Annotated in this window: 18 protein-coding genes, 1 tRNA gene and 1 riboswitch; of the genes, 14 read left to right on the top strand and 5 right to left on the bottom strand. The window is 39.8% G+C overall.

The features are described 5' to 3' along the window. Positions 1-62: 62 nt before the first annotated feature. The 4 genes from O3622_RS01370 (at position 63) to O3622_RS01385 (ending at position 9,562) form a co-directional block, all read left to right on the top strand. Positions 63-2,585, top strand: coding sequence for a pneumococcal-type histidine triad protein (locus O3622_RS01370; protein ID WP_371606917.1), 2,523 nt, complete (start codon positions 63-65; stop codon positions 2,583-2,585). A 194-nt stretch (positions 2,586-2,779) separates the two neighbouring features. Beyond that, complete coding sequence (locus tag O3622_RS01375) at positions 2,780-3,697, top strand: metal ABC transporter solute-binding protein, Zn/Mn family (protein ID WP_070567869.1); 918 nt, start codon at positions 2,780-2,782, stop codon at positions 3,695-3,697. Positions 3,698-3,704: 7 nt separating this feature from the next. Then, on the top strand, positions 3,705-6,221 hold the full coding sequence (locus O3622_RS01380) for a pneumococcal-type histidine triad protein (protein ID WP_049518622.1): 2,517 nt from the start codon (positions 3,705-3,707) through the stop codon (positions 6,219-6,221). 290 nt (positions 6,222-6,511) lie between these two features. Continuing rightward, the gene (locus O3622_RS01385) at positions 6,512-9,562 is read left to right on the top strand and encodes a pneumococcal-type histidine triad protein (protein WP_371606918.1); all 3,051 of its coding nucleotides are present in this window, start codon (positions 6,512-6,514) and stop codon (positions 9,560-9,562) included. A 36-nt stretch (positions 9,563-9,598) separates the two neighbouring features. On the opposite strand, the gene pepT is transcribed toward O3622_RS01385, so the two are convergent. Next, a complete protein-coding gene (pepT, locus tag O3622_RS01390) occupies positions 9,599-10,822 on the bottom strand; it encodes a peptidase T (protein ID WP_371606919.1) in 1,224 nt (407 codons plus the stop codon). Between the two features lie 358 nt (positions 10,823-11,180). Here pepT and pitA point away from each other — a divergent pair, with 358 nt between their 5' ends. The 6 genes from pitA (at position 11,181) to hemH (ending at position 18,726) form a co-directional block, all read left to right on the top strand. Next, positions 11,181-13,772 carry a PI-2 pilus tip adhesin PitA gene (pitA, locus tag O3622_RS01395; protein WP_049489685.1) on the top strand — a complete coding sequence of 864 codons (2,592 nt, stop codon included), beginning with the start codon at positions 11,181-11,183 and terminating at the stop codon, positions 13,770-13,772. Next, positions 13,772-14,323 (top strand): PI-2 pilus system signal peptidase SipA, encoded by a 552-nt coding sequence (gene sipA, locus O3622_RS01400; RefSeq protein WP_000924791.1) that lies wholly within the window; start codon positions 13,772-13,774, stop codon positions 14,321-14,323. The genes pitA and sipA overlap by 1 nt, the downstream gene beginning before the upstream one ends. Beyond that, positions 14,323-15,588 carry a Spy0128 family protein gene (locus tag O3622_RS01405; RefSeq protein WP_049478738.1) on the top strand — a complete coding sequence of 422 codons (1,266 nt, stop codon included), beginning with the start codon at positions 14,323-14,325 and terminating at the stop codon, positions 15,586-15,588. The genes sipA and O3622_RS01405 overlap by 1 nt, the downstream gene beginning before the upstream one ends. 16 nt (positions 15,589-15,604) lie before the next feature. Then, the gene (gene srtB / locus O3622_RS01410; protein ID WP_000695090.1) at positions 15,605-16,606 is read left to right on the top strand and encodes a class B sortase; all 1,002 of its coding nucleotides are present in this window, start codon (positions 15,605-15,607) and stop codon (positions 16,604-16,606) included. 75 nt (positions 16,607-16,681) lie between these two features. After that, the gene (gene srtB / locus O3622_RS01415) at positions 16,682-17,554 is read left to right on the top strand and encodes a class B sortase (protein WP_049477724.1); all 873 of its coding nucleotides are present in this window, start codon (positions 16,682-16,684) and stop codon (positions 17,552-17,554) included. Between the two features lie 77 nt (positions 17,555-17,631). Continuing rightward, positions 17,632-18,726, top strand: a complete 1,095-nt coding sequence (gene hemH, locus O3622_RS01420; protein ID WP_044020830.1) for a ferrochelatase — start codon at positions 17,632-17,634, stop codon at positions 18,724-18,726. A 40-nt stretch (positions 18,727-18,766) separates the two neighbouring features. Here the strand turns inward: hemH and mscL are convergent, their stop codons facing one another. Next, entirely contained in the window at positions 18,767-19,147 is a 381-nt protein-coding gene (mscL, locus tag O3622_RS01425) for a large conductance mechanosensitive channel protein MscL (protein WP_033629813.1), read from the bottom strand. A 79-nt stretch (positions 19,148-19,226) separates the two neighbouring features. Next, on the bottom strand, positions 19,227-19,664 hold the full coding sequence (locus O3622_RS01430) for a GtrA family protein (RefSeq protein WP_044020828.1): 438 nt from the start codon (positions 19,662-19,664) through the stop codon (positions 19,227-19,229). 28 nt (positions 19,665-19,692) lie between these two features. Then, positions 19,693-19,789: riboswitch (PreQ1 riboswitch) on the top strand. On the opposite strand from O3622_RS01430, the gene O3622_RS01435 reads away from it, so the two are divergent. The 4 genes from O3622_RS01435 (at position 19,787) to dapA (ending at position 22,903) form a co-directional block, all read left to right on the top strand. Then, complete coding sequence (locus O3622_RS01435) at positions 19,787-20,299, top strand: QueT transporter family protein (protein ID WP_000737303.1); 513 nt, start codon at positions 19,787-19,789, stop codon at positions 20,297-20,299. It overlaps the preceding riboswitch by 3 nt. 105 nt (positions 20,300-20,404) lie before the next feature. Continuing rightward, positions 20,405-20,477, top strand: a tRNA-Thr gene (locus O3622_RS01440). A 357-nt stretch (positions 20,478-20,834) separates the two neighbouring features. After that, positions 20,835-21,911 (top strand): aspartate-semialdehyde dehydrogenase, encoded by a 1,077-nt coding sequence (locus O3622_RS01445; protein WP_000542496.1) that lies wholly within the window; start codon positions 20,835-20,837, stop codon positions 21,909-21,911. Between the two features lie 56 nt (positions 21,912-21,967). Continuing rightward, on the top strand, positions 21,968-22,903 hold the full coding sequence (gene dapA, locus O3622_RS01450) for a 4-hydroxy-tetrahydrodipicolinate synthase (RefSeq protein WP_000121600.1): 936 nt from the start codon (positions 21,968-21,970) through the stop codon (positions 22,901-22,903). Positions 22,904-22,949: 46 nt separating this feature from the next. Here the strand turns inward: dapA and mnmE are convergent, their stop codons facing one another. Both mnmE and O3622_RS01460 read right to left on the bottom strand, forming a co-directional pair. Continuing rightward, positions 22,950-24,323: a tRNA uridine-5-carboxymethylaminomethyl(34) synthesis GTPase MnmE gene (gene mnmE / locus O3622_RS01455; RefSeq protein ID WP_044020826.1), complete on the bottom strand. Its 1,374-nt coding sequence runs from the start codon at positions 24,321-24,323 to the stop codon at positions 22,950-22,952. Between the two features lie 134 nt (positions 24,324-24,457). Continuing rightward, on the bottom strand, positions 24,458-24,640 hold the full coding sequence (locus O3622_RS01460; protein WP_001117401.1) for a 4-oxalocrotonate tautomerase: 183 nt from the start codon (positions 24,638-24,640) through the stop codon (positions 24,458-24,460). Positions 24,641-24,665: the final 25 nt, after the last annotated feature.

Genomic DNA, 24,665 nt, shown 5'->3' on the forward strand with positions numbered 1-24,665 from the left:
GGAGTTTCTGCAATTTAGAAATGAATTGCAAATAGAAATATCAAAAAAGAAAGTGAGTTTCAATGAAAATTAATAAAAAATACCTTGCTGGTTCTGCGGCAGCTTTAATTTTAAGTGTCTGTTCTTACGAGTTGGGACTGTATCAAGCTAGAACAGTCAAAGAAAATAATCGTGTTTCCTATATAGATGGAAAACAGGCGGCACAAAAAACGGAGAATCTGACTCCTGATGAGGTTAGCAAGAAAGAAGGCATCAATGCGGAGCAAATCGTCATCAAGATAACAGACCAGGGCTATGTCACTTCGCATGGCGACCACTATCATTACTATAATGGCAAAGTCCCTTATGACGCTATCATCAGTGAAGAGTTGCTGATGAAGGATCCAAACTACCAGCTCAAGGACGAGGATATTATCAGTGAAATCAAGGGTGGTTATGTTATCAAGGTAGATGGAAAATACTATGTTTACCTTAAGGACGCATCCCATGCGGATAATGTCCGTACGAAAGAAGAAATCAATCGGCAAAAACAAGAGCATAGTCAGCATCGTGAAGGAGGAACTTCAGCAAACGATGGTGCGGTAGCCTTGGCACGTTCACAGGGACGCTATACCACGGATGATGGATATATCTTTAATGCATCCGATATCATTGAAGATACTGGTGATGCTTATATCGTTCCTCATGGCAACCATTACCATTACATTCCTAAGAGTGAGTTATCAGCCAGCGAATTGGCTGCCGCAGAAGCCTTCCTATCTGGTAGAAGTGGCCAATCAAATACGCCTACTTATCGCCGTACCAATAACAACAGTACCAGCAGCGATGTAGATAGATGGACTCCATCCTATAATAATCAAGGCAATAGCTATACGAACACGAACACAGCTAACAACAGTAGCGACGATAACCAAGCAAGTCAGAGTGATGAGGATATTGATAGCCTTCTGAAACAACTTTATGCCTTGCCACTCAGCCAACGACACGTAGAATCTGATGGCCTTGTCTTTGACCCAGCACAGATTACAAGTCGAACAGCTAGAGGAGTTGCTGTGCCTCATGGGAACCATTACCATTTCATCCCTTATTCACAGATGTCTGAATTGGAAGAACGAATCGCTCGCATTATTCCTCTACAGTACAGTTCGAACCATAGGGTGCCGGATTCAAGACCAGAACAACCAAGTCCACAACCGACTCCGGAACCTAGTCCAAGCCCGCAACCTGCACCAAATCCTCAACCATCTCCAAGCAATCCAATTGACGAAAAATTGGTTAAACAGGCGATTCGAAAAGTAGCTGACGGCTATGTCTTTGAGGAGAATGGAACCTCACGTTATATTCCTGCCAAGGAACTTTCAGCAGAAACTGCTGCAGCCATTGATAGTAAGCTAGCCAAGCAAGAAAGTTTAGCTCATAAGCTCGGAGCTAAGAAAACCAATCTCCCATCTGGTGATCGAGGATTTTACAATAAGGCTTATGATTTACTAGCAAGAATTCATCAGGACTTACTTGCTAATAAAGGTCGTAAAGTTGATTTTGACGCTTTGGATAAACTGTTGGAACGTTTAAATGATGAAAGCAGTGATAAAGTTAAGTTGGTCGAAGATGTACTTGCATTTCTCGCACCGATTCGTCATCCAGAACGTTTAGGAAAACCAAATGCGCAAATTGCCTACACTGATGATGAGATTCAGGTAGCCAAGTTGGCAGGCAAGTATACAACAGAAGATGGCTATATCTTTGATCCCCGTGATATCACCAGTGATGAGGGGGATGCCTATGTAACTCCACATATGACCCATAGTCATTGGATTAAGAAAGATAGTTTGTCTGAAGCCGAAAGAGTGGCAGCCCAGGCTTATGCTAAAGAGAAAGGTTTAACACCTCCTTCGACAGGAAATACAGAGACTAAAGGAGCAGAAGCTATCTACAACCGCGTGAAAGCAGCTAAGAAGGTGCCGCTTGATCGTATGCCTTACAATCTCCAACATACCGTGGAAGTCAAAAACGGAAGCTTGATTATTCCTCATTATGACCATTACCATAACATTAAATTTGAGTGGTTTGACGAAGGTCTTTATGAGGCTCCTAAGGGGTATAGTCTAGAAGATCTCTTTGCGACTGTCAAGTACTATGTCGAACATCCAAACGAACGTCCGCATTCAGATAGTGGTTGGGGCAATGCAAGTGACCATGTTCAAAGAAACCAAAATGGTCAAGCTGATACTAATCAAACGGAAAAACCATCAGAGGAGAAACCTCGGACAGACAAACCTGAGGAAGAAAAGCCACGCGAAGAGAAGCCTCAAAGTGAGAAACCAGAATCTCCAAAACCAACTGAGGAGCCAGAAGAAGAATCACCAGAGGAACCAGAAGAACCTCAGGTCGAGACTGAAAAGGTTGAAGCGAAGTTGAGAGAGGCTGAAGAGCTACTTGCAAAGATCCAAGACCCCATTATCAAGTCCAATGCCAAAGAAACTCTCACTGGATTAAAAAATAACCTGCTATTTGGTGCTCAGGATAAAAATACCATTATGGCTGATGCTGAAAAGTTGTTGGCTTTATTAAAGGAGAGTAAGTAGCCGTAGCAGTATTTTCTAGCTCCTAAAAACAGGATAGGAGAACTAGAAAAGATTAATCTAAAATGAGAGCAGAATGTAAGTTCTAGTTCTCATTTTTTTCATGAAAATGTGCAAAATATCTTGACATATAGTGTAAATAAAGATAAACTATTTACTAGTTAATTAAATGGTTAAATACTAGTTAAGGAGTAATGATGAAAAAAAGAACATTTCTATTATTAGTGGCAAGTTTGCTGGTTCTTGTCTTAGGAGCATGTAGCCAAAAAGAAAAACAAGAAGCAAAAGGGATGAAGATTGTAACAAGTTTTTACCCAATCTATGCCATGGTCAAAGAGGTATCAGGGGACTTGAATGATGTACGGATGATTCAGTCAAGTAGTGGGATTCACTCCTTTGAACCGTCAGCTAATGACATTGCTGCTATTTATGACGCGGATGTCTTTGTCTACCATTCTCATACGCTCGAATCTTGGGCTGGAAGTCTAGATCCTAACTTGAAAAACTCAAAAGTTAAAGTTTTAGAAGCTTCTGAAGGAATGACCTTGGAACGTGTACCGGGCTTAGAAGATGTAGAAGCTGGTGACGGCATTGATGAAAAAACACTCTATGACCCTCACACTTGGTTAGATCCAGAAAAAGCAGGTGAAGAAGCTCAGATTATCGCTGACAAACTTTCGGAGATTGATAGTTCTAATAAGGAAACGTATCAAAAGAATGCTAAAAACTTTATCGCTAAAGCCCAAGAATTGACTAAGAAGTACCAGCCTATTTTTGAAAAAGCGAGTCAAAAGACCTTTGTTACACAACACACAGCCTTTTCTTATCTCGCTAAACGCTTTGGTTTGAAACAACTTGGTATAGCAGGGATTTCCCCTGAACAAGAACCAAGTCCGAGACAACTAACAGAAATTCAGGAATTCGTTAAGACCTATAAGGTTAAAACCATCTTTACTGAGAGCAATGCTTCTTCTAAAGTCGCTGAGACCTTGGTCAAATCAACAGGAGTTAGCCTAAAGACACTCAATCCTTTGGAAGCTGATCCTGAAAATGACAAAACTTACTTAGAAAATTTAGAAGAAAATATGAATGTTCTTGCAGAAGAATTAAAATGAGGAAATTATGAAAATCAATAAAAAATATCTAGCAGGTTCTGCGGCAGCTTTAATTTTAAGTGTTTGTTCTTACGAGTTGGGACTGTATCAAGCTAGAACAGTCAAGGAAAATAATCGTGTTTCCTATATAGATGGAAAACAACCGAGTCAAAAGGCAGAGACTTTGACACCTGATGAAGTCAGTAAAAAAGAAGGCATCAATGCCGAACAAATTGTCATCAAAATTACTGATCAAGGCTATGTCACTTCACACGGTGACCACTATCATTATTACAATGGGAAGGTTCCTTATGATGCTATCATCAGTGAAGAGTTGCTGATGAAAGATCCGAATTATCAGTTGAAAGATTCAGATATTGTTAATGAAATCAAGGGTGGTTATGTGATTAAGGTAGACGGGAAATACTATGTTTACCTGAAAGATACGGCTCATGCGGATAATATTCGAACAAAAGAAGAAATTACTCGTCAGAAACAAGAACATAGTAGTAATCACGGAGGAGGTTCTAACGATCAGGCAGTAGTTGTAGCCAGAGCTCAAGGACGCTATACAACAGATGATGGTTATATCTTTAATGCATCTGATATCATCGAAGATACGGGCGATGCTTATATCGTTCCTCATGGTAATCACTTCCACTATATTCCTAAGAGTGACTTGTCTGCCAGTGAATTAGCTGCTGCTCGAGCCTTCTTATCTGGTAAAGGTGGTCAAACAAGCTCAGTTGGGTATCGTCCGTCTACAAATTCTTCTAGTAGCTCATCAGATGCATCGAATAGTAGTTCATATGGACAAACAAATCATAGTAAAGTTGAGACAAATATTAGAGGATGGGCTCCAAGTGTTAGCTCACAAGTGGATAATAGTTATCAAGAAAGTCCAAGTGAAGATGTATCTAGTCTCTTGAAACAACTTTATGCCTTGCCGCTCAGTCAACGACACGTGGAATCAGATGGACTTGTCTTTGATCCAGCGCAGATTACAAGAAAAACTGCGAATGGTGTTGCAGTGCCACACGGAGACCATTACCACTTTATCCCTTATTCTCAAATGACTGATTTAGAGCAGAAGATTGCAAGAATGATTCCGTTAAAAGGGCAATATGGATTAAATCAAATTGGTACAGATATTAAACCTTTAGTATCAAGAGAAGTAGTTCATAAGTTCTTAGGACAACCAATCAAAGCTTATGGAAAAGGTTTAGATGGTAAACCTTATGATACGAGTGATGGATATGTATTCAGTAAAGATTCTATCTATTCAGTTGATAAATCAGGCATTATAGCGAGACATGGAAATCATTTCCATTATGTGGGATTTGGAGAGTTAGAACAGTTCGAATTAGATGAAGTTAGCAAATGGATGAAGGAAAAAGGCCAACCTAATGAGAGTGTTATTCCTTCAGAGAATATGGATAACAAAGAAAAACCAAAATTTGATTCAAAAAAAGTGACTGGTAAAGTGACTAAAGATGGTAAAGTAGGCTATGTTCTTAAAGAGAACGGAAAAGAATACTTCTACTCTCGAGATGAACTTGATCTTACTCAAATTGCTTTTTCTGAACAAGAACTCATGCTTAAGGATAGAGATCATTATCGTTATGATATAGTAGACACAGGGATCAAACCAAGATTAGCTGTAGATGTCTCAAGTTTGCCGATGCATGCAGCGAATACTACCTATGATACTGGAAGTTCATTCATTATTCCACACATTGATCATATTCATGTTGTGCCTTACTCATGGTTAGAGCCTGATCAAATTGCGACTATTAAATATGTCATGCAACACCCTGAGGTTCGTCCTGAAGTTTGGTCTAAGCCGGGTCACGAGGATTCAGGTTCCGTTATTGCTAATGTGACTCCTCTTGAAAAACGCGCTGGAATGCAGAATTGGCAAATTATCCATTCTGCTGAAGAAGTTCAGAAAGCACTTAAAGAAGGCAAGTTTGCAACTCCTGATGGATATATTTTTGATCCTCAGGATGTATTGGCAAAGGGAACCTATATTTGGGCAGATAAATCTTTCAGTATTCCAAAAGCTAGTGGTGATTCATTGAGAAATATCAATCAGTCTGATTTATCAGATAAAGAGTGGAAACAAGCTCAAGAGTTGATTGCTAAAAGAATTAAAGAAAAAGAAACAACAAATGATTCTTCTAATTCACATCTAGTTTCTTCAGATAAGAAATCGGAAACAAAGAAAGATGCATCCGATTCAAATAAAGTCGATGAACAACCAAAGGATAATAAATCTCAAAATGAGGCAGATGCGACTAGCAGCAATCCTTCGGTTGAAAAAGACAAACCTAAAGCAGAAGAAAATAAAGAAGATGATTACGATGATATACCAGATTATGGATTAGATAAGGCCACTTTAAAAGATCATATAAATAAAATAACACAAATTGCTCAAATTGATTCTAAATACCTTATTTTTTCAGCAGAAGGAGTTCAGTTTTATAATAAGAATGGGGATTTAGTAACCTATGATATTAAAACTCTTAAGCAAATAAAACCTTAGAAGATTTTGACAAATAATCATCTAGTTGAAAGGATATTGTTCTATTATTGGATAGAATAATGTCCTTTTATTTGTTAATAAAAAGATGAAATTTCCTGTCTAAAAAATGAAGAAAGGATTCTTAAAGTAATAATTTGAGTCTCTTTCACTAAAAATCTTGACAGATAAACTTAAAAAAGGTAAACTATTTACTGGTTAATTAATTGGTTAAATAACCGGTTTAGGAAAACTGTTTAACCGAAAAAAAGAAGTTAAGAAATAGCTTCATCATTTATTGAAATGAGGGATTTATGAAATTCAGTAAAAAATATATAGCAGCTGGATCAGCTCTTATCGTATCCTTGAGTCTTTGCGCTTATGCATTGAACCAGTATAGATCGCAGGAAAATAAGGACAATAACCGTGTGTCTTATGTCGATGGGAAGCAAGACACTAAAAAAACAGAGAATCAGACACCAGATCAAGTTAGCAAAAAAGAAGACATTCAGGCTGAGCAAATTGTTGTGAAAATTACCGATCAAGGTTATGTGACTTCACATGGTGATCATTTCCATTATTACAATGGTAAAGTTCCTTTTGACGCGATTTTCAGCGAAGAACTGTTGATGAAAGATGCCAATTATCAACTGAAAGATGCTGATATTGTCAATGAAATCAAAGGTGGTTACATTATCAAGGTGGATGGCAAGTATTATGTCTACCTTAAAGATGTGGCTCATGCTGATAATGTTCGTACGAAGGACGAAATTGAGCGCCAAAAACAAGGTCATACTCATGATGCACCAACTTCTAACAGTGCAGTGGCGCTTGCGCGATCACAAGGTCGTTATACTACAGATGATGGCTACATCTTTAATCCGTCTGATATTATTGAGGATACTGGTGATGCTTATATCGTCCCTCATGGTGGACATTATCACTATATCCCAAAGAGTTCCTTGTCTGCTAGTGAATTGGCTGCTGCCCAAGCCTACCTTTCTGGAACTAGAAAACAACCGAGTGTGACTGACTATCGTCCAAGTCAAAATGGAATCAGTCAAACCACTAATCCTAGTCAACAAACTGAAAGACCAAGCAATCCAGAAGAGAGCTTACAAACTCTATTGCAGCAACTCTATGCTCTTCCAAGTAGTCAACGTTATGCTGAATCAGATGGCTTGATTTTTGACCCTGCTAAGATTTCAAGCAGAACACCGAGTGGTGTGGCGATTCCTCACGGAAATCACTATCATTTCATCCCATATACAAAGCTTTCTGCATTGGAAGAAAAGATTGCGCGTATGATTCCTTTATCTAGCGACAGTGGGAAGCCAACACCTTTGGAAAATCCAAGTAAACCAGTAGAGCATCCAGCTCAACAAGATCATCATCATGACCAAGACGGTGACCAAGGAAGTCAAGATACCAACCATGAAGATCATGACCATGATGGAGTGGAGCATGACCACCACGGTGAAGAACATGATCATGGTTTTGCAGCTGACCGTGTTATTAGTGAAGATGAGCAAGGGTTTGTAGTTTCTCATGGAGATCACGCTCATTATTTCTTTAAGAAGGACTTGACTGCAGCTCAAATCAAAGCTGCCCAGGATCACTTGAAAGAAAATCATCAGTCGCAGCACGTTCAACCACTTGCAAAGACTGTGGAAAGTTTCTCAAGAGATGCTAGCGATGAAGAAAAAATCAAGTATATCTCACAGACATACGGAGTTCCGCTCGAAGCGATTCGTATTTCAAATGGATTCTTTGTCTTTGGAAATCCGGATCAAGCCTATGATCCAACCCATATCCATCCCTATGCTGTTCGAAAAGAACATGTTCGTATTCCTCTCCAAACTGGGAACCCAGAACTGGATTTCCTAAATGAACTGTATACGACTGCCCTACGTGATGGGGTATCTCCTTATAGTTTACAGGTAGAAAGTGGTAGTTTTGTGATTCCTCACGGAGACCACAATCACTACATCAAGGTTCAAACTAAGGGCTATGAAGTAGCTTTGAAAAATAAGATTCCAGCCCTACAATCGACCTATCAACCTGGAGCATTTGATGAACAAACAGTTCTATCTAAGGTGGATCAACTGTTAGCAGATAGCAGAAATCTCTACAAAGACCAGCCAATCATGCAGAGACGGGTTGAACTTGCTTTGGGGCAGTTCACCGAAAATATGAAAAAACTGGCAACAAACTCAACTGCTGGATACCTAGCAGCCTTGGATCTCTTTGATAAACAATACATCCATGTGGATCAAAGTGTGGCACCAGTTGAAACTTCACCTTTAGATAAGAAGTATCAAGCCCTTGTAGATAAGATCAATACACTGGATACAGATACTTATGGCTTGCCTAAGAAAGATCTCTTGGTACATTTGCAGGAAGCAAAACTAGCTCAGGATGAGACAGAGTTGGCTGCCATTGAAGCGAAACTTCAGGCCTTGCAAGATTTCCGAGATCGGACAGGGGTTACAACAGTAGAGTACATCAAGTATTTCTATGAACATGTATCTGATGGTCGTTTGAGAGAAGAACTTCGGAACCGTGTTGCCAAGTTGACATGGGAACTTTACCAGTCACAATCTTTCCTCAAAGCAACCGACTTGAACAAGTTATTCCCAACTATTTACCAAACTAAGCTAGAAGTAGAAGAAGCTCTCAAAGAAGAACCCGTATCTACAAAAGCTGGTAAGACTATTCTAGATACGGAAAAAGTAGATAGTCAAACTGCTAAGACCGCCATCTATGAATTCCTAAAAGAACTCTACGGTGATTTTATGCCAGAAGAGCGGGTTAGTCATGTTAAGAAGGAAGAAGTGGATGCTCTCCTAACTAAAGCTGCTCAACTCCTAGCACGTGTCAAAGAAGATGGTGTCAAACAATCCCTAGCTGAAGAAGCAGCTAATATCAAAGCGGCTACTGAAAAGGAAAATGCAGACCTTGACGAAGCTAAAACACAACTTGAGGATCTCTTGAATCGTATTGCAGCGACTATCCAACGAGAGAAAAAAGAAGCAGAACAAGATCCACAAACGGTGATTATCTACCAAAAACTCTATAATATCTTGCTCTCTCTTCACAAGTACTTAGAGGATAACAAAGGAACCGATGCTGACTTTGAACGTGTTGATGCCCTATTTGATCAACTCGCAGCTAAAAGTAGTGATAAAGAAGATCTCCTCACTCTAGCTAAAGATATCATTAGCTTGAACCAAGAACTTCGTTCAAAAGCAAGTGAAACTGACAGTCAATCTAAGTCTGAGAAAGGCAGTGAAACAACTGCTTCTCAATCAAGCGAAAAGCAAGAGAAAAGTGAGACTGAGCCAAGTGCTCAACCAAACGAATAAAAAGAAAGACGAAGTAGCTGAGCTACCTCGTCTTTTTTAGTCTTTATAAGCTACAATACCAATGATGGTATCCACCGCACGCTCCATGGTCTGAAGACTCACGTATTCAAAACGTCCATGCATGTTTTCACCACCAGCAAAGATATTTGGAGTTGGAATTCCCATAAAGGAAATCTTAGAGCCATCTGTTCCGCCACGGATTGGTTCGATAATTGGCGTGATACCTAAATCTTCCATAACAGCTTTAGCAATGGTAACGGGTGTCATGTCTTTCTCAATGACTTCCTTCATATTGTAGTACTGGTCAGTGAGAGTGAGTATAACGCGATCATTCCCAAGCTCTTGATTCATCTTATCAGCAATAGACTGCATAGCTGCTTTACGAGCTTCAAAGGAATCCTTTTCAAAATCTCGAATGATGTAGCTTGCACGCGCCTCCTCAACACTACCTGACACATCCATAAGATGATAGAAACCTTGGTAACCATCTGTCAGTTCAGGTCGGTCATTCTCAGGAAGTTGATTATGAAAATCAATCGCTAGCTGAAGGGCATTGACCATTTGACCCTTTGCAGTACCAGGATGAACATTGCGCCCTTGGAAATGAAGCTCAGCAGCAGCTGCTGAGAAAGTCTCGTATTGAAGTTCACCTAGCGGACCACCATCAATAGTATAGGCAAAGTCAACGTCAAAGTCATCTGCATCAAATTTATTGGCACCAACGCCAATTTCTTCATCAGGGCCAAAACCAATACGAATTTCACAATGCTTGATTTCGGGATGAGCAGCCAGATATTCAATAGCAGTCATAATCTCAGCAATCCCTGACTTGTCATCAGCACCCAGCAAGGTCGTGCCATCAGTTGTGATGAGGGTTTGGCCTAGATATTTTTCAAGACTCTTAAAATCAACAGGATCGAGTTTAAATCCAGAATCACCCAAGTCGATAACTCCACCATCGTAATTTTCGATGACTTGTGGATTAACTCCCTCAGCATTAAAATCAGCAGTATCCATGTGGGAGATGAAGCCAATCTTGCGTGTAAGGCTGGGATCATTAGCTGGTAAGGTACCAATAGCAAAACCATTTGGAAGGTAGTAGACGTTTTGCAGACCGACACGTTTCATTTCAGGAATAAGAACATTGGTCGCAAACTCTACCTGACTTTGCGTACTTGGAGTAGTAGTAGAGTGTTCATCAGAACGCGTATTGACCTTAACGTAGGTCAAGAAACGATCTAAAAGGTTCGGATAAGTCATAAAAACTCCTTTAACAATCATAAAATAGAATGCAAACTTCGGAAAAAACCTTACTCAGAAAATTTCATGAATTTTGAAAAAATATAATAATTCAAATTCAATAGACTTTTAAATGAAATTTTGGATATTCTAGAATAAAATATATGCATTGATATTTTATGAGATTTTTTTATTCTTTTTTCATTTTACCATAGAATAGTTTGAAAGACAAAGAAGAATCATACTCTTTTATTAATTAACATAATATAAAATTAATCATATTAATTGACACTGCGTGAACTTTATTGTACAATTATCTTGTAAATGTCCTAGATTGATATAGTAACAATATTAGTACATTCTAGTTAAGGAGAATAAAATGAACATTCGCTTCGATTTTAAGAAAGTTCAAATTATTGCGCGCCGTTTAGTTACACTGTTAGCTATTCTCTTTTTGTGTGCTCCGATAAGCCTGTTAAATGCTGATTCTACTATAGAACCTCAGACAACCCTTCACAAGACAATTACTCCGATATCGGGACAGGATGACAAGTATGAGTTGTCATTGGATATCACGTCCAAACTGGGAACGGAAACCCAAACGGATCCCTTGGATGTTGTTTTAGTAGCAGACCTCTCAGGAAGTATGCAGAATCAGGATGTCCAATCTTTTGATGGACGGACGATCAGTCGGATTGACGCATTGAAAAATACTCTAAAAGGAACAAATGGTCGTAAGGGCTTAATTGATACCATTCTATCCAATTCTAATAACCGTTTATCTATGGTAGGATTTGGTGGGAAAATTGACAATAAAAAGAATGATCAGTATTGGGATGGAAATAAATGGAGACTTTTTAGACCATACTGGCCCTATGAACGGATGACAAAATACTATGATGGCGTTTCACCATGGGATGATGCTAACACGATTTTAGGATGGAGTAACAATGCTCGTGCTGCTAAAACAGCGGTATACAACATGAGTATTGCAGGAGGTAATTCCATTGGTACTGAGTCAGGTATTGGTACCGGGACCAATATTGGGGCTGGATTAACCTTGGCCAACCAGTTAATGGGAAGTGCAAGATCTAATGCTAAGAAAGTCGTTATTTTGCTTTCAGATGGCTTTGCGAATATGGTCTACGATGCCAATGGTTACACTATATATAACTACAATAACGAAGATCCTAATATCGAAACAGCTCCCCAGTGGTTTTGGGATAGATTAAATAATAATCTAAATAGTCTATCATATAGCTTGGCTCCAACACTTGATGGTTTCTATTCGATTAAATTTCGTTATTCAAACAATGTCGACAGTATTACCAGTCTGCAATATTATATGAGGCAACATAATGCCTCCATTCCAAATGAAATATTCTCTGCAAATGATGAAGACCAGTTACAAGACAGTTTCAAAGATATTACTGATAAGATTCTGCCACTGGGAATCCACCACGTGACCATCAAGGATGTTCTTTCTAAGTATGTCCAGCTATTACCGAACGGATCGTCAGAGTTTCGTGTAGTGAAAGAAAAGGATGGTAGCAGTGAAACATTAACCGAAGAGCAAGTAACTTTTGATACCAAGACAACGGCAGAAGGATTAGTGGAAGTTACGGCTAACTTTTCTCCGAATTATTCCTTAGAAGATGGAGCTAGATATGTCCTCAAATTCACTGTTACATCTAGTCAAGATGCTCTGGATGCCATTGCTGGTGATAAAAAACTAGAGGCTGGTGATGCTGAAGGTTCGGATGTCAATAAACTCTACTCCAATAAAGGTGCCAGTGTCACCTATTCCTATGGAATAGGCACCTCTCAAACCAAGACCAAAGAATACTCTGACAACCCAACCTTTAAGCCTTCAGATCCATTAACGGTACCAGTGGAAGTTGAATGGCAAGGTGTGACGGGTGCGAGAACTGTCATTACAGCTGATCAACCGAGTAATGTTGAACTGAAACTGGTTCAAAAGAACAAGAACGGAGGTCCTGATAATCAAGACTATCGAAAGACCAATGTGAATGTTAGTAAAAACGTATCTAATGAAACGAGGAACTTTGAAAAAGTTGCCAAAGGATATCAATACGATTTAATTGCACCAGACGTCCCCGCCTTTACCAAAGAAATAAAAAATGTTGGTACAGAAACTAAACCATCCTTCAAGGTAATCTATAAACAATTGCCAAGTCTGACGATTAAGAAAGTGTTGGAAGCTGAAAGTAACTTGAACAAAGAGTTTAGGATTAAGGTAAAACTAACCTCTCCTAATTCTACGCCATTGAATGGAACTTTTGGCGAGATAACTGTTGTGAATGGAGAAGCGGAGATCCGTGTCGAAAAACGAAAACGTTGGAAAGGTATTCTAAGCTATCTTCCTCGAGGAACCCATTACAAGGTTGAAGAAGAAGCGGCATCAACGAATGGTTACCACGTTACATATGAGAATCAAGAGGGCGATCTGAATAAAGACGAGACCACCATTGTCACAAATCACAAGCTTCCAAGTTTATCAGTCACAAAAAAAGTTACAGGTGTATTTGCCAATCTATTAAAATCCTTCAAGATTACCATTAACATCAGGGATGCTCAGAACAGTCCATTGAATGGAACCTATAATGCAACGGTGAATAATAAAAGAATTCCTTTGCAATTTACGAACGGTCGAGCGTCTATAGATCTAAACAAAGATCAAACCATAAAAATTGATGGACTTCCACTCAATAGTCACTACACTATTGAAGAGGAATCAAACTCTTCTCGTGGATATCAGGTATCTTATGAGAATCAAGAAGGCAAACTGGATGGGGATAAGTCCGCGACAGTCACGAATAATAAGAATAGTGTACCTGAAACCGGAGTTGACTTCCTCAGCAGTACACTCGTGTTAGGAATAATCCTTCCTCTAGGAGGTATCTTCTTTACAATCCTACTCGGCTATCTAGTGGTACATAGGAGAAAATAATGCTACTTAAAAAGAAACATAAGAAAACAGTAACACAAGTCAGTCGGGATAAGTCTCCGCCGAGTGTATGGGGAGATATCCTCTACTTAGTCAGTAAGCTTCTGATGGTTGGGTTTGTACTGGCCACCCTTTACTTTTTTGTCTTTGGACTATTGAGATACAATGACGATGGCATGAAGCCAGCCTTAAAAGATGGCGACTTGGTTGTCTACTATAGGTTGGATAAACGTTATTCGATTGGTGACCTGCTCGTCTATAGTTATAAGGGCAAGGAAAGAGTGGCGCGTGTCATAGCAACCGAAGGAAGTACGATCGATATAAACGAAAATGGTCTCATCATCAACGGTTCTCCTCAACAAGAGCAGGATATCTACAAAGAAACGCTGCTCTATAAGGAAGGGGCTACCTTCCCAATGAAAGTCCCAGCAGGACAACTCTTTGTCCTCGGGGACAATCGAACAACGGCTGTAGATAGTCGTGCTTTTGGAACCATTCCTATACAGGATACCCATGGCAAGGTGGTAACAGTCTTAAGGCGACGGGGCTTTTGATGATAATTTATGAAAAAAGAAATTTAAAAATAAAAGGAATAATCATGAAAAAAACATTTTTGAAAAAATTAGTTACTGCAAGCATTGCAGCTGTAACCGCCTTGTCGGTCTTTAGAGGAGTGCCAACATTTGCGGATGATAATGATGTGGCAACTGCCAAAGCAACTGGTGAAACAAGCGCAAAAGTTTCTATTAATAAGGTGTTGAATATTGCGGAAGGAATTACAACACCTGAAGCAACCTTTACTTTTACTTTCACCCCTAAAACTGGTACATCATCAAATGGTGCACCTTATGAAACGATTGATTCTTCTAATGGTCAAATTACAGATAAAAATGTATCATATTCTGGAACAGACGTTTTAGCAACTGGACAAACTAGCATAAAGAAAGAAACCGGCGATATTTTTAGAGAAGTGAACTATACACATGCTGGTGAATATGTCTATACTGTTGCTGAAAAACAAAATGTTGGTTGGAAAGTTATTCAAAAAAATGGTTCACCTATTGATTTTATGACATATGATAATCGCAACTATGAAATGCACGTTATTGTTAAGAACAAAACTACAGGAGGAACATATATTTCTTCTGTGTATTTTAAACAAGTATCCCCAAGTGTGAATGGTAAAGTAAAACCATCTGAAAGTGGAACTACTTACAAATATGATCTTTTCACTAACATCTATCGTAAAAATGCTGGTAAAATTACAGATCCAAATGAACCAAACCCTAATAAACCAAATGTTTCAAAAGTTGACCCAAATGCTAAATCTTTAGTAATTAAAAAAGTTGTATCAGGTGCTACTGCAGATAAATCAAAAGATTTTACTTTCAAGCTTACTTTCACAAAAGCATCTACAGAAACTTCACAATCAATCACTGGTAAAATCGGTGAAACCTCAAAAACATTTGTCTATGGTCAAGAAACGACTATAACACTACGTCACGATCAATCTTTGGTGTTTGACACAATTCCTGCTGGTACTCGTTATAAATTGGTTGAAACTGGATCTCAAGGTTACACAGCTTCAGCTGCATATAAGGAGAACGGAGCATCAAAAAATCAAGCTGGTACAGTTTCTACAAATTTCACTCAAGATAGTATCCTTATTGGTGAAAAACCAAACGATAACACTATCACAAATAGCTTACCAGACGTTACCCCTACTGGTCTCTTGATTGATAACCTTCCTTTCATCTTGATGATTGGTCTTGGTTTGGCTGGATTTGTTGTTTTGTCTAAAAAACGCAGACAAGCTTAAGCAAGTGGTTTGACCGATGAAAATCAAGCGTGAGAAACCCAAAAGGAGTTTGTCTAGGCGTCTGGTACTTGCTGTAGATGCATTGATGAATCATATCTTGCTCCTCTTGACAGCCTTAGTCTTTCTCTTTGGTTTCTACGCCCTCTGGGATGCCAATCAGGTTTATTCTCAGGCTTCATCAAGTGAGTATGAGGCCTATAGACCTGTTAGTACCAGTGAGAAGGATGAGCTTGCTAGTTTTTCTGGCTTTCACAAGCTACAGCAAGTCAATCCAGAGGTTCTCGGTTGGATCAATGTCTATGGCACCAATATCGACTATCCCTTAGTTCAAGCCAAAGACAATGAAAAATACCTGAACAAGGATTCCAAGGGAGAATTTGCAGCTACAGGGGCTATTTTCCTTGAGGCTCGAAATGAATCCAAGTTCGAAGACTTTAATACCATCATCTACGGACACCATGTAGAAAATGGGGTTATGTTTGGAGATGTAGCAAAGTTTTCTGATAAGGAATTTTTTGACCAGCATCGCTACGGCAGTATTTACTATAATGGCGTTGAAAAAGGTCTTGAAATCTTTGAAATGCTCGAGGTGGACGCCTATGACTTTAACATCTACGATCCAGGTATTAATGGGGATGATCGGCGCCAAGAATATATCGATCACTTACTCTCGGTTGCCATTCACAAACGAGACATTACACTGGGGCCAAATGACCATATCATCCTTCTCAGTACCTGTTTCCTAGACGTAACAAATGGGAGACATATCGTAGTTGCCAAGATTACGGATACGGTTCCAAAGAACACCTTCCATACGAAAAAATCAAAACCATTTCCTTACAGCGTCTTTGATGATTCGTCGCTCGGACGATTTCTCTCATCGATTCCTTTGTGGATATGGTATATCATCTTATTTATCTTGCTCTTGCTATTGATCTTCTTGCTCATCATCCTCTACTTGATCTTGCGTCGTAGAAGAGAAGCAAAGGAAGAAGGGGCAGATACCATTACTGACTAAACTACCAATAAAAGAGAAAGGGACAGCCTCTCTTGCTCTTTTATTTTCAAGGCTAGAAAGGAGAAAGAAGGAAATATGAAAACAAGTACAAGTCGCGAAGCCATAAAGGCCATTCTATCCCTCTTTCTAGCTTTTTTCTGTCTTTTTACAGCTGATAGAGCTCTTGCGAGCGACTACGATCATTATAATCCCATTGAAAAGGATGCCAGCAGTACGGGCTTTGAAACCTTGCAACACCTCAACAAGGATGTTTGTGGTTGGATTAGCCTCGATGGGACCAAGGTAGACTATCCTCTCTTACAGAGTCAGGACAATGTCAAATACCTTGACCGCAATGCCTTTGGCGATTATACTGTGTCAGGTTCTATATTCCTAGACTATCGTTTTAACCCAAATTTTACGGACTTTAACACCATCATTTATGGTCACTCCATGGCTTCTGGTGCTATGTTTGGGGAGATTCAAAAATTTGCGGATCAAGATTTTTTTGAAAAGCATCGCTATGGCTCTATCTATTATAACGGCCGTGAACGAGGGCTTGAGATATTTGGAATTTTAGAAGTAGATGCCTATGACACGGAGATTTACCGAACTTTGAGTTCCAACGATGAGGAACACCAGGCCTACTATCAATATTTGCTAAGTAAAGCCAAGTACAAGCGAGATGTTTCCTTGACCTCAACGGACAAGATTGTTTTATTAAGCACCTGTTTCCTTAATATTACCAACGGACGGCATATCCTCTTAGCTAAAATAACGGATGCACCAGTAAAAGCAGCCCAGGATAAAAGTGGGGAAGCAGTAGGGACGCGGTATTTCGATCAAGGCCTACCAACGCATTGGATTTATATCCTTGCCTTTCTTCTCCTGATTATCGTTATTTTACTCCTTGTCGTTATCATCCTAATCATAAGGCGAGATAGAAAGACAAAAGAACAAAAGAAATAGTAGACGTCGGAAGCGTTTACTATTTTTTTCTTTCATGATAGAATAGATAGTGAAAATAATATCATAAGGATGATAACATGAAAAAAGCTATATTAATGATGACCTTTGGATCTCCAGAGGAGATTAGTTTTGAAGGAGTAGCAGAATTTTTTACAAATATTCGTCGTGGTGTTAGACCCCAAGACCACGAGATTCAGACTCTCTATGACAACTATGTCCTTATCGGTGGGACGCCCTTGCAGCGGATTACACGTGAGGAGGTTGATTTAGTCAAGGAACGTTTAGGCGAGGAGTACGGTATCTACTTTGCCAATAAGTTTTCTCGGCCCTTTATCCCTGATGTGATCAAGCAGATGGAGTCTGATGGTATTGAAGAATGTATTTGTTTGATTTTGGAACCTCATTATTCTTTTTACTCAGTCATGGGGTATGAAAAGTTTCTGGAAAGCCAACAGATCCGATTTTTAGTAATTAAGGACTGGTATCAACAACAGGCTTTGCTGGACTTCTGGACTGATGAGATTAGCAAAATTTTACGAAACCATGTGGGAGAAGAATCTTTCAAGGTAATCTTTTCAGCACACAGTGTTCCCATTTTTGCCTTAGACTATGGAGATCCATATATCGATCAAATTTTCGATAATAGCAAGCTAATCGCTGAACAACTCGGCCTAACAGCCGACCAGTATACCAATACTTGGCAGAGCGAAAGTGATATTGGAATCCCTTGGATCAAGCCAGACGTTTTAGAATATTTACGAGAACAAAAGCAACATCCCGAGCATTATATTTTTGTCCCGATTAGTTTTATCAGTGAGCACATCGAAGTCTTGTTCGATAATGATGTGGAATGTTATGAGTTGTGTCAAAAATTAGATGTCACCTACCATCGTCCACCTATGCCCAATACGGATAGCCGTTTAATTGACGCTTTAGTTGCTACTGTAAGAGCCAATGAAGACAAAGAATTTAAAGCTTTTCTCCCAGAAGAAGAAACTTTTGATGAGTTAGCACCTTCGGCAACTACCAAGGACATCATGGAGGAGACAGACGACCTTCAGATGCCAGAATTTGTCAAAAAACTCATTGAGAAAAAAGGTCGTGAAAATGTGAAGATGCCTTACTTGATTAAGAAAATGCTCGAAAAGGCTGGGAAGTTACCAAAAGAGTAAAGAAAAAGGATTTAGCTTTAAGCTAGATCCTTTATCTGTTTTATTTTTTCTCAAGAAGAGCTTTGATTTCTTGAAGAACTTCAAGTTCAGTTGGAGCAGCAGGTGCTTCCTCAACCACTTCCTCTTTCTTACGAAGGTTTTGAGCTTTTTCAATACCTTTGATAACGAAGAAGAGAACTGTACCCACAACAAGGAAGTTGATAACAGCGCTCAAGAATTTACCATATGTAACACCATTCCATGCAAGCTCAGCGATGTTTTGTACTTGCGCAGCTTCCAAGGCTGGGTTCAATAGGAGTGGAGTGATGATATCATTAACAAATGAAGTAACGATAGCACCAAAAGCAGAGGCAATGATCACACCGACAGCAAGGTCAACGACATTACCACGAAGCAAGAATTCTTTAAGATCCTTTAACATTTTCATAAATTCCTTTCCTAATTTTCTAATTTATTATATCCTAAATTGTGACAAAAAGCAACTTGAACGCTTAAAGCGGTCAGTTGTCCCTTTTAAAAATATAGATTTTACTGAAAATATAGTTTAAAATGATGATCAAAATTTGTGCTAGGATAGTTTCAATCATATTAACCCTATCTATATTATATTCAACAAACTGGCCAATAACATCAGGAAAGGTTGTAACAAAGATATAAGTTAAAAGAAGGTCCAGTCCAAGAGTAGAGAGACGAGCTAAGAAAAACTTAGCCAGGCGAGTCGGCCAATTCCTTCTCACTTGTTTAAAGACGATTGTATCATTTGTGAGAAAGGCGAAGAGAATCCCAATAATATTTGCGAGGGCAGTTGCGAGGAATTCCTGGTGGCTGATATGGTAAATAACCAAACGTGATGAAATAGAAACCAGAGTAGTAGCACCACCAAAAAATAGGTAGGAGAGAATCTCGTTATCAAAGAAAGCTTTTATTAGTCTTTTCATGATTTTAGTATAGCATAAAGCGGGCTAATGTGCTATACTAGTAAGGTTGATAACCTCAACCCTTGGTGCTTAGCTTCTTTCACCAAGCATATTTTACGCGGGAAACCGCCAAAGGAGAAAACATGAAAAAATTAACTGTTCGTGACATGGCAGATATTGCCATTGTTGCTGCTATTTATGTAGTTTTGACTATTACGCCACCAATCAATGTTCTTAGTTTTGGGGCGTATCAGTTCCGTATTTCAGAAATGTTGAATTTCTTGGCCTTTTACAACCCTAAATATATCATCGGTGTGACAATTGGATGTATGATTGCTAATTTATTTAGTAGTTTTGGCCTAATAGATGTCTTTGTCGGTGGAGGTTCTACCCTAGTTTTCCTTAGTCTAGGGGTATTGCTCTTTGCAAAATACAGCAAAGATTACCTCTTTAACGGATTGATTCGAAAAGATCATTTCTTCTTTTCAATCCTCTTCTCCATTTCAATGATTACCATTGCAGCTGAACTCCATATCTTGACAGAAGCTCCCTTCTTCTTCACATGGTTCTCTACTGGAATTGGTGAGTTTGCATCACTTATAGTGGGAGCGATTTTGATTGGTAAATTGGGACAGCGAATCGATCTAACAAAATAAGAAGTTTATAAGCTAGATTCTTGCTAAATCTAGCTTTTTTCATTCCATAAAATTAAAAGAGAGCGCTTGACAAGAACATAGAACTATAGTATACTTTTTAGGTAAGCTGATTTAGCTCAGTTGGCAGAGCGCATCCATGGTAAGGATGAGGTCGCCGGTTCAATCCCGGCAATTAGCATGATAGAAACAAAATGACCTTGGGAGACCAAGGCTTTTCTTATACCTCTATGAAAATGAAGCCCAAGAGTTTTGGATGTTGACAAAAGTGACTCTATCTAGTAGAATAGTAGATGCGATGAGTCGATAGGCAGTCTTCGGACTGCTATTGAGCATAAGGAGGTCATAACGCAGGAGCGGACCTTGATGAGTTGTGTGAACCTGCTCATCACATGAAGATGCCTCTTAGTCCCTGGTCAATGACTAGGGATTTTTAATTTTCAGAAAATATAACCCAAAAATGCTTTTCAATTTCTGGAAAAAGTAGTATAATACATCTATTATAGAAATTTTTAGAAAATTCCGAAAGAGGTTATTTATGGGATATACAGTTGCTGTAGTCGGCGCGACAGGTGCTGTCGGAGCTCAGATGATAAAAATGTTGGAAGAATCAACACTTCCAATCGATAAAATTCGTTACCTTGCTTCTGCACGTTCAGCAGGCAAAACTTTGAAATTTAAAGACCAAGATATTACGATTGAAGAAACAACTGAGACAGCCTTTGAGGGTGTTGATATTGCACTCTTCTCAGCAGGTGGTTCGACATCAGCTAAGTATGCACCATACGCAGTTCAAGCTGGGGCAGTAGTAGTAGATAACACATCTTATTTCCGTCAAAATCCAGATGTTCCTTTGGTTGTTCCAGAGGTCAATGCTCATGCACTTGATGCCCACAACGGAATCATTGCCTGCCCTAACTGTTCAACAATCCAAATGATGGTGGCTCTTGAGCCTGTTCGTCAAACATGGGGCTTGGATCGTATCATCGTTTCAACTTACCAAGCAGTCTCTGGTGCAGGTATGGGAGCGATTCTTGAAACACAACGTGAACTTCGTGAAGTCTTGAATGATGGTGTGAATCCACGTGATTTGCATGCGGAAATCTTGCCTTCAGGTGGTGACAAGAAACACTATCCTATCGCCTTTAACGCTCTTCCGCAAATCGATGTCTTCACAGACAATGATTACACTTACGAAGAGATGAAGATGACCAAGGAAACGAAGAAAATCATGGAAGATGACAGCATCGCAGTGTCTGCAACATGTGTTCGTATTCCAGTCTTATCAGCTCACTCTGAGTCAGTTTATATCGAAACAAAAGAAGTGGCCCCAATCGAAGAAGTGAAAGCAGCTATCGCAGCCTTCCCAGGTGCAGTTCTTGAAGATGATGTAGCTCATCAAATCTATCCACAAGCCATCAATGCAGTTGGTTCACGTGATACCTTTGTTGGTCGTATCCGTAAAGACTTGGATGCAGAAAAAGGAATCCACATGTGGGTTGTTTCAGATAACCTTCTCAAAGGTGCTGCCTGGAACTCAGTTCAGATTGCAGAAACGCTTCATGAACGTGGATTGGTTCGTCCAACAGCTGAGTTGAAATTTGAATTAAAATAGTCATATCGTTTAGGAGTTCAGATGAACTCCTTCTTTGAAATAGAGAGGTGTTTCTCATGTCTTATCAAGATTTAAAAGAGTGTAAAATCATCACGGCCTTTATTACCCCTTTCCATGAGGATGGCTCCATCAACTTTGATGCCATTCCAGCCTTGATTGAGCATTTATTGGCCCATCACACAGACGGCATTCTTCTAGCTGGAACGACTGCTGAGAGTCCGACCTTGACCCACGATGAGGAGTTGGAACTCTTTGCGGCTGTACAAAAGATTGTTAATGGACGTGTTCCTTTGATTGCGGGTGTAGGTACCAATGATACACGTGACTCGATCGAGTTTGTCAAAGAAGTAGCAGACTTTGGTGGCTTCGCTGCTGGACTTGCGATCGTACCATACTACAACAAACCTTCTCAAGAAGGCATGTATCAGCACTTTAAAGCTATTGCAGATGCATCAGATTTACCTATTATCATTTATAACATTCCAGGGCGTGTAGTTGTTGAATTAACTCCAGAAACCATGCTTCGCTTGGCTGACCACCCAAATATCATCGGTGTTAAAGAATGTACCAGCTTGGCTAATATGGCTTACTTGATTGAGCACAAGCCAGAAGAGTTCTTGATTTATACAGGTGAAGATGGAGATGCCTTCCATGCCATGAACCTTGGTGCGGATGGGGTTATTTCTGTTGCCTCCCATACAAATGGAGATGAGATGCACGAGATGTTTACTGCCATTGCAGAAAGCGATATGAAGAAAGCTGCAGCTATTCAGCGTAAATTCATTCCTAAAGTCAATGCCCTCTTCTCTTATCCAAGTCCTGCTCCAGTTAAGGCGGTCCTTAACTATATGGGATTCGAAGCTGGACCAACTCGATTACCTCTAGTTCCAGCACCAGAAGAAGATGCTAAACGCATTATCAAAGTTGTCGTAGATGGCGACTACGAAGCAACTAAGGCAACTGTAACAGGTGTCCTTAGACCAGATTACTAATAAAGACAATAAAATCCATGACCGCAAGAAGGATCATGGATTTTTCTTATTTTCCTAAACAGAATTGGCTAAAGAGTTGGGTGATGAGTTCATCAGGTGCGGCATCTCCAGTGATTTCTCCGAGAATTTCCCAAGTACGGGTCAAGTCAACTTGAAGCAAATCAACTGGCATCCCCAGTTCCAGCCCTTCATTAACAGCTTGTAAGCTTTCAACGGCCTTTTCAATCAAGGAAATATGACGGGCATTAGATAGGTAAGTAGCATCTTGCTCGACCAAACCAGCATTTTCAAAGAAGAGATTGTTGATGCGCTCTTCAATCTTATCGATGTTTTGGTTTTTAAGAACTGAAATACGGATGACATCTTCAGGTAGTTCCGAAGTTTCAATCGCTTCAGGCAGATCAGTTTTGTTAAGCAGAATAATGCGGTTGGTATCTTGGCTGATTTCTAATAGTTGGCGATCTTGGGAGGTCAGTGGCTCACTGGCATTTAATACTAGTAGTACCAAGTCAGCTTCCTTGAGGGCTTTTCTCGAACGCTCAACACCGATCTGCTCCACGATATCATCTGTTTCTCGAATACCAGCTGTATCAATCAATTTGAGAGGAACACCATTGATGTTGACGTATTCTTCGATAACATCTCGTGTCGTACCAGCGATGTCTGTAACGATGGCCTTGTCCTCACGCAAGAGGTTGTTGAGGAGGCTCGATTTCCCAACGTTGGGACGTCCGATGATAGCAGTTGAAATTCCCTCACGAAGGATTTTACCACGACGAGCTGTTCTAAGGAGATTGGTTAGCAATTGCTCAAACTCCATAGTTTTCTCACGGACGACTGCAGTAGTAGCTTCCTCAACATCGTCATACTCAGGATAGTCGATATTGACCTCAACTTGGGCAAGTGTATTGAGGATTTCTTGGCGAGTATTATTAATGAGGTCAGAAAGAGAACCGTCCAATTGTTTGACTGCAATATTCATGGCCTTGTCTGTCTTGGCGCGGATGATGTCCATCACCGCTTCAGCCTGTGTCAAATCTACACGACCGTTTAGAAAGGCGCGCTTGGTAAATTCACCAGGTTCAGCCAATCGAGCTCCTTCACGGATAGCTAACTGGAGAATCTCATTGGTTACCGCAATCCCACCGTGAGTGTTAATCTCGATAATATCCTCACGAGTGAAGGTCTTTGGAGACTTCATAGCTCCAACCATAACCTCGTCCATGACCTTACCAGTTTGAGGGTCAGCGATATGTCCGTAGTTGAGAGTATGGCTTGCAACCTTGCTCAAGTCTTTTCCTTTAAAAATCTTTTGGGCAATAGCAAAACTATCTGTTCCGCTCAGGCGGACAATACCAATGGCTCCTTCACCTAGTGGAGTAGAGATAGCAGCGATGGTATCAAATTCACGTGTAATCATACTAATTCCTTTTGTATTTCTTTTCTTTGGATATGTATCCAAGCATCTCTTCAAATTGTAACAAAATTAGACTATTTCTTCAATGGATGCTACTTGGAGATTGAAAAAGCCTAAGCAATACTGCTTAAGCTGGTTTATTTGGTGCGCATTTCTCCTTGTGGGAAGTAAGTCCCTTCTGGCATGTCGTTGATGATGACATGAACGGCTGATTGAGGGGCTCCAGTGTTACGGACAACAGCTTCCGTTACTTCCTTAGCAAGAGCTTTCTTTTGCTCGAGCGTGCGACCTTCAAATAAATCGATGCGTACAAATGGCATAATAGCTTCCTCCACTAGTTTTTGA

It is taken from the genome of Streptococcus sp. 27098_8_51 (assembly GCF_041432205.1).
Taxonomy (GTDB): domain Bacteria; phylum Bacillota; class Bacilli; order Lactobacillales; family Streptococcaceae; genus Streptococcus.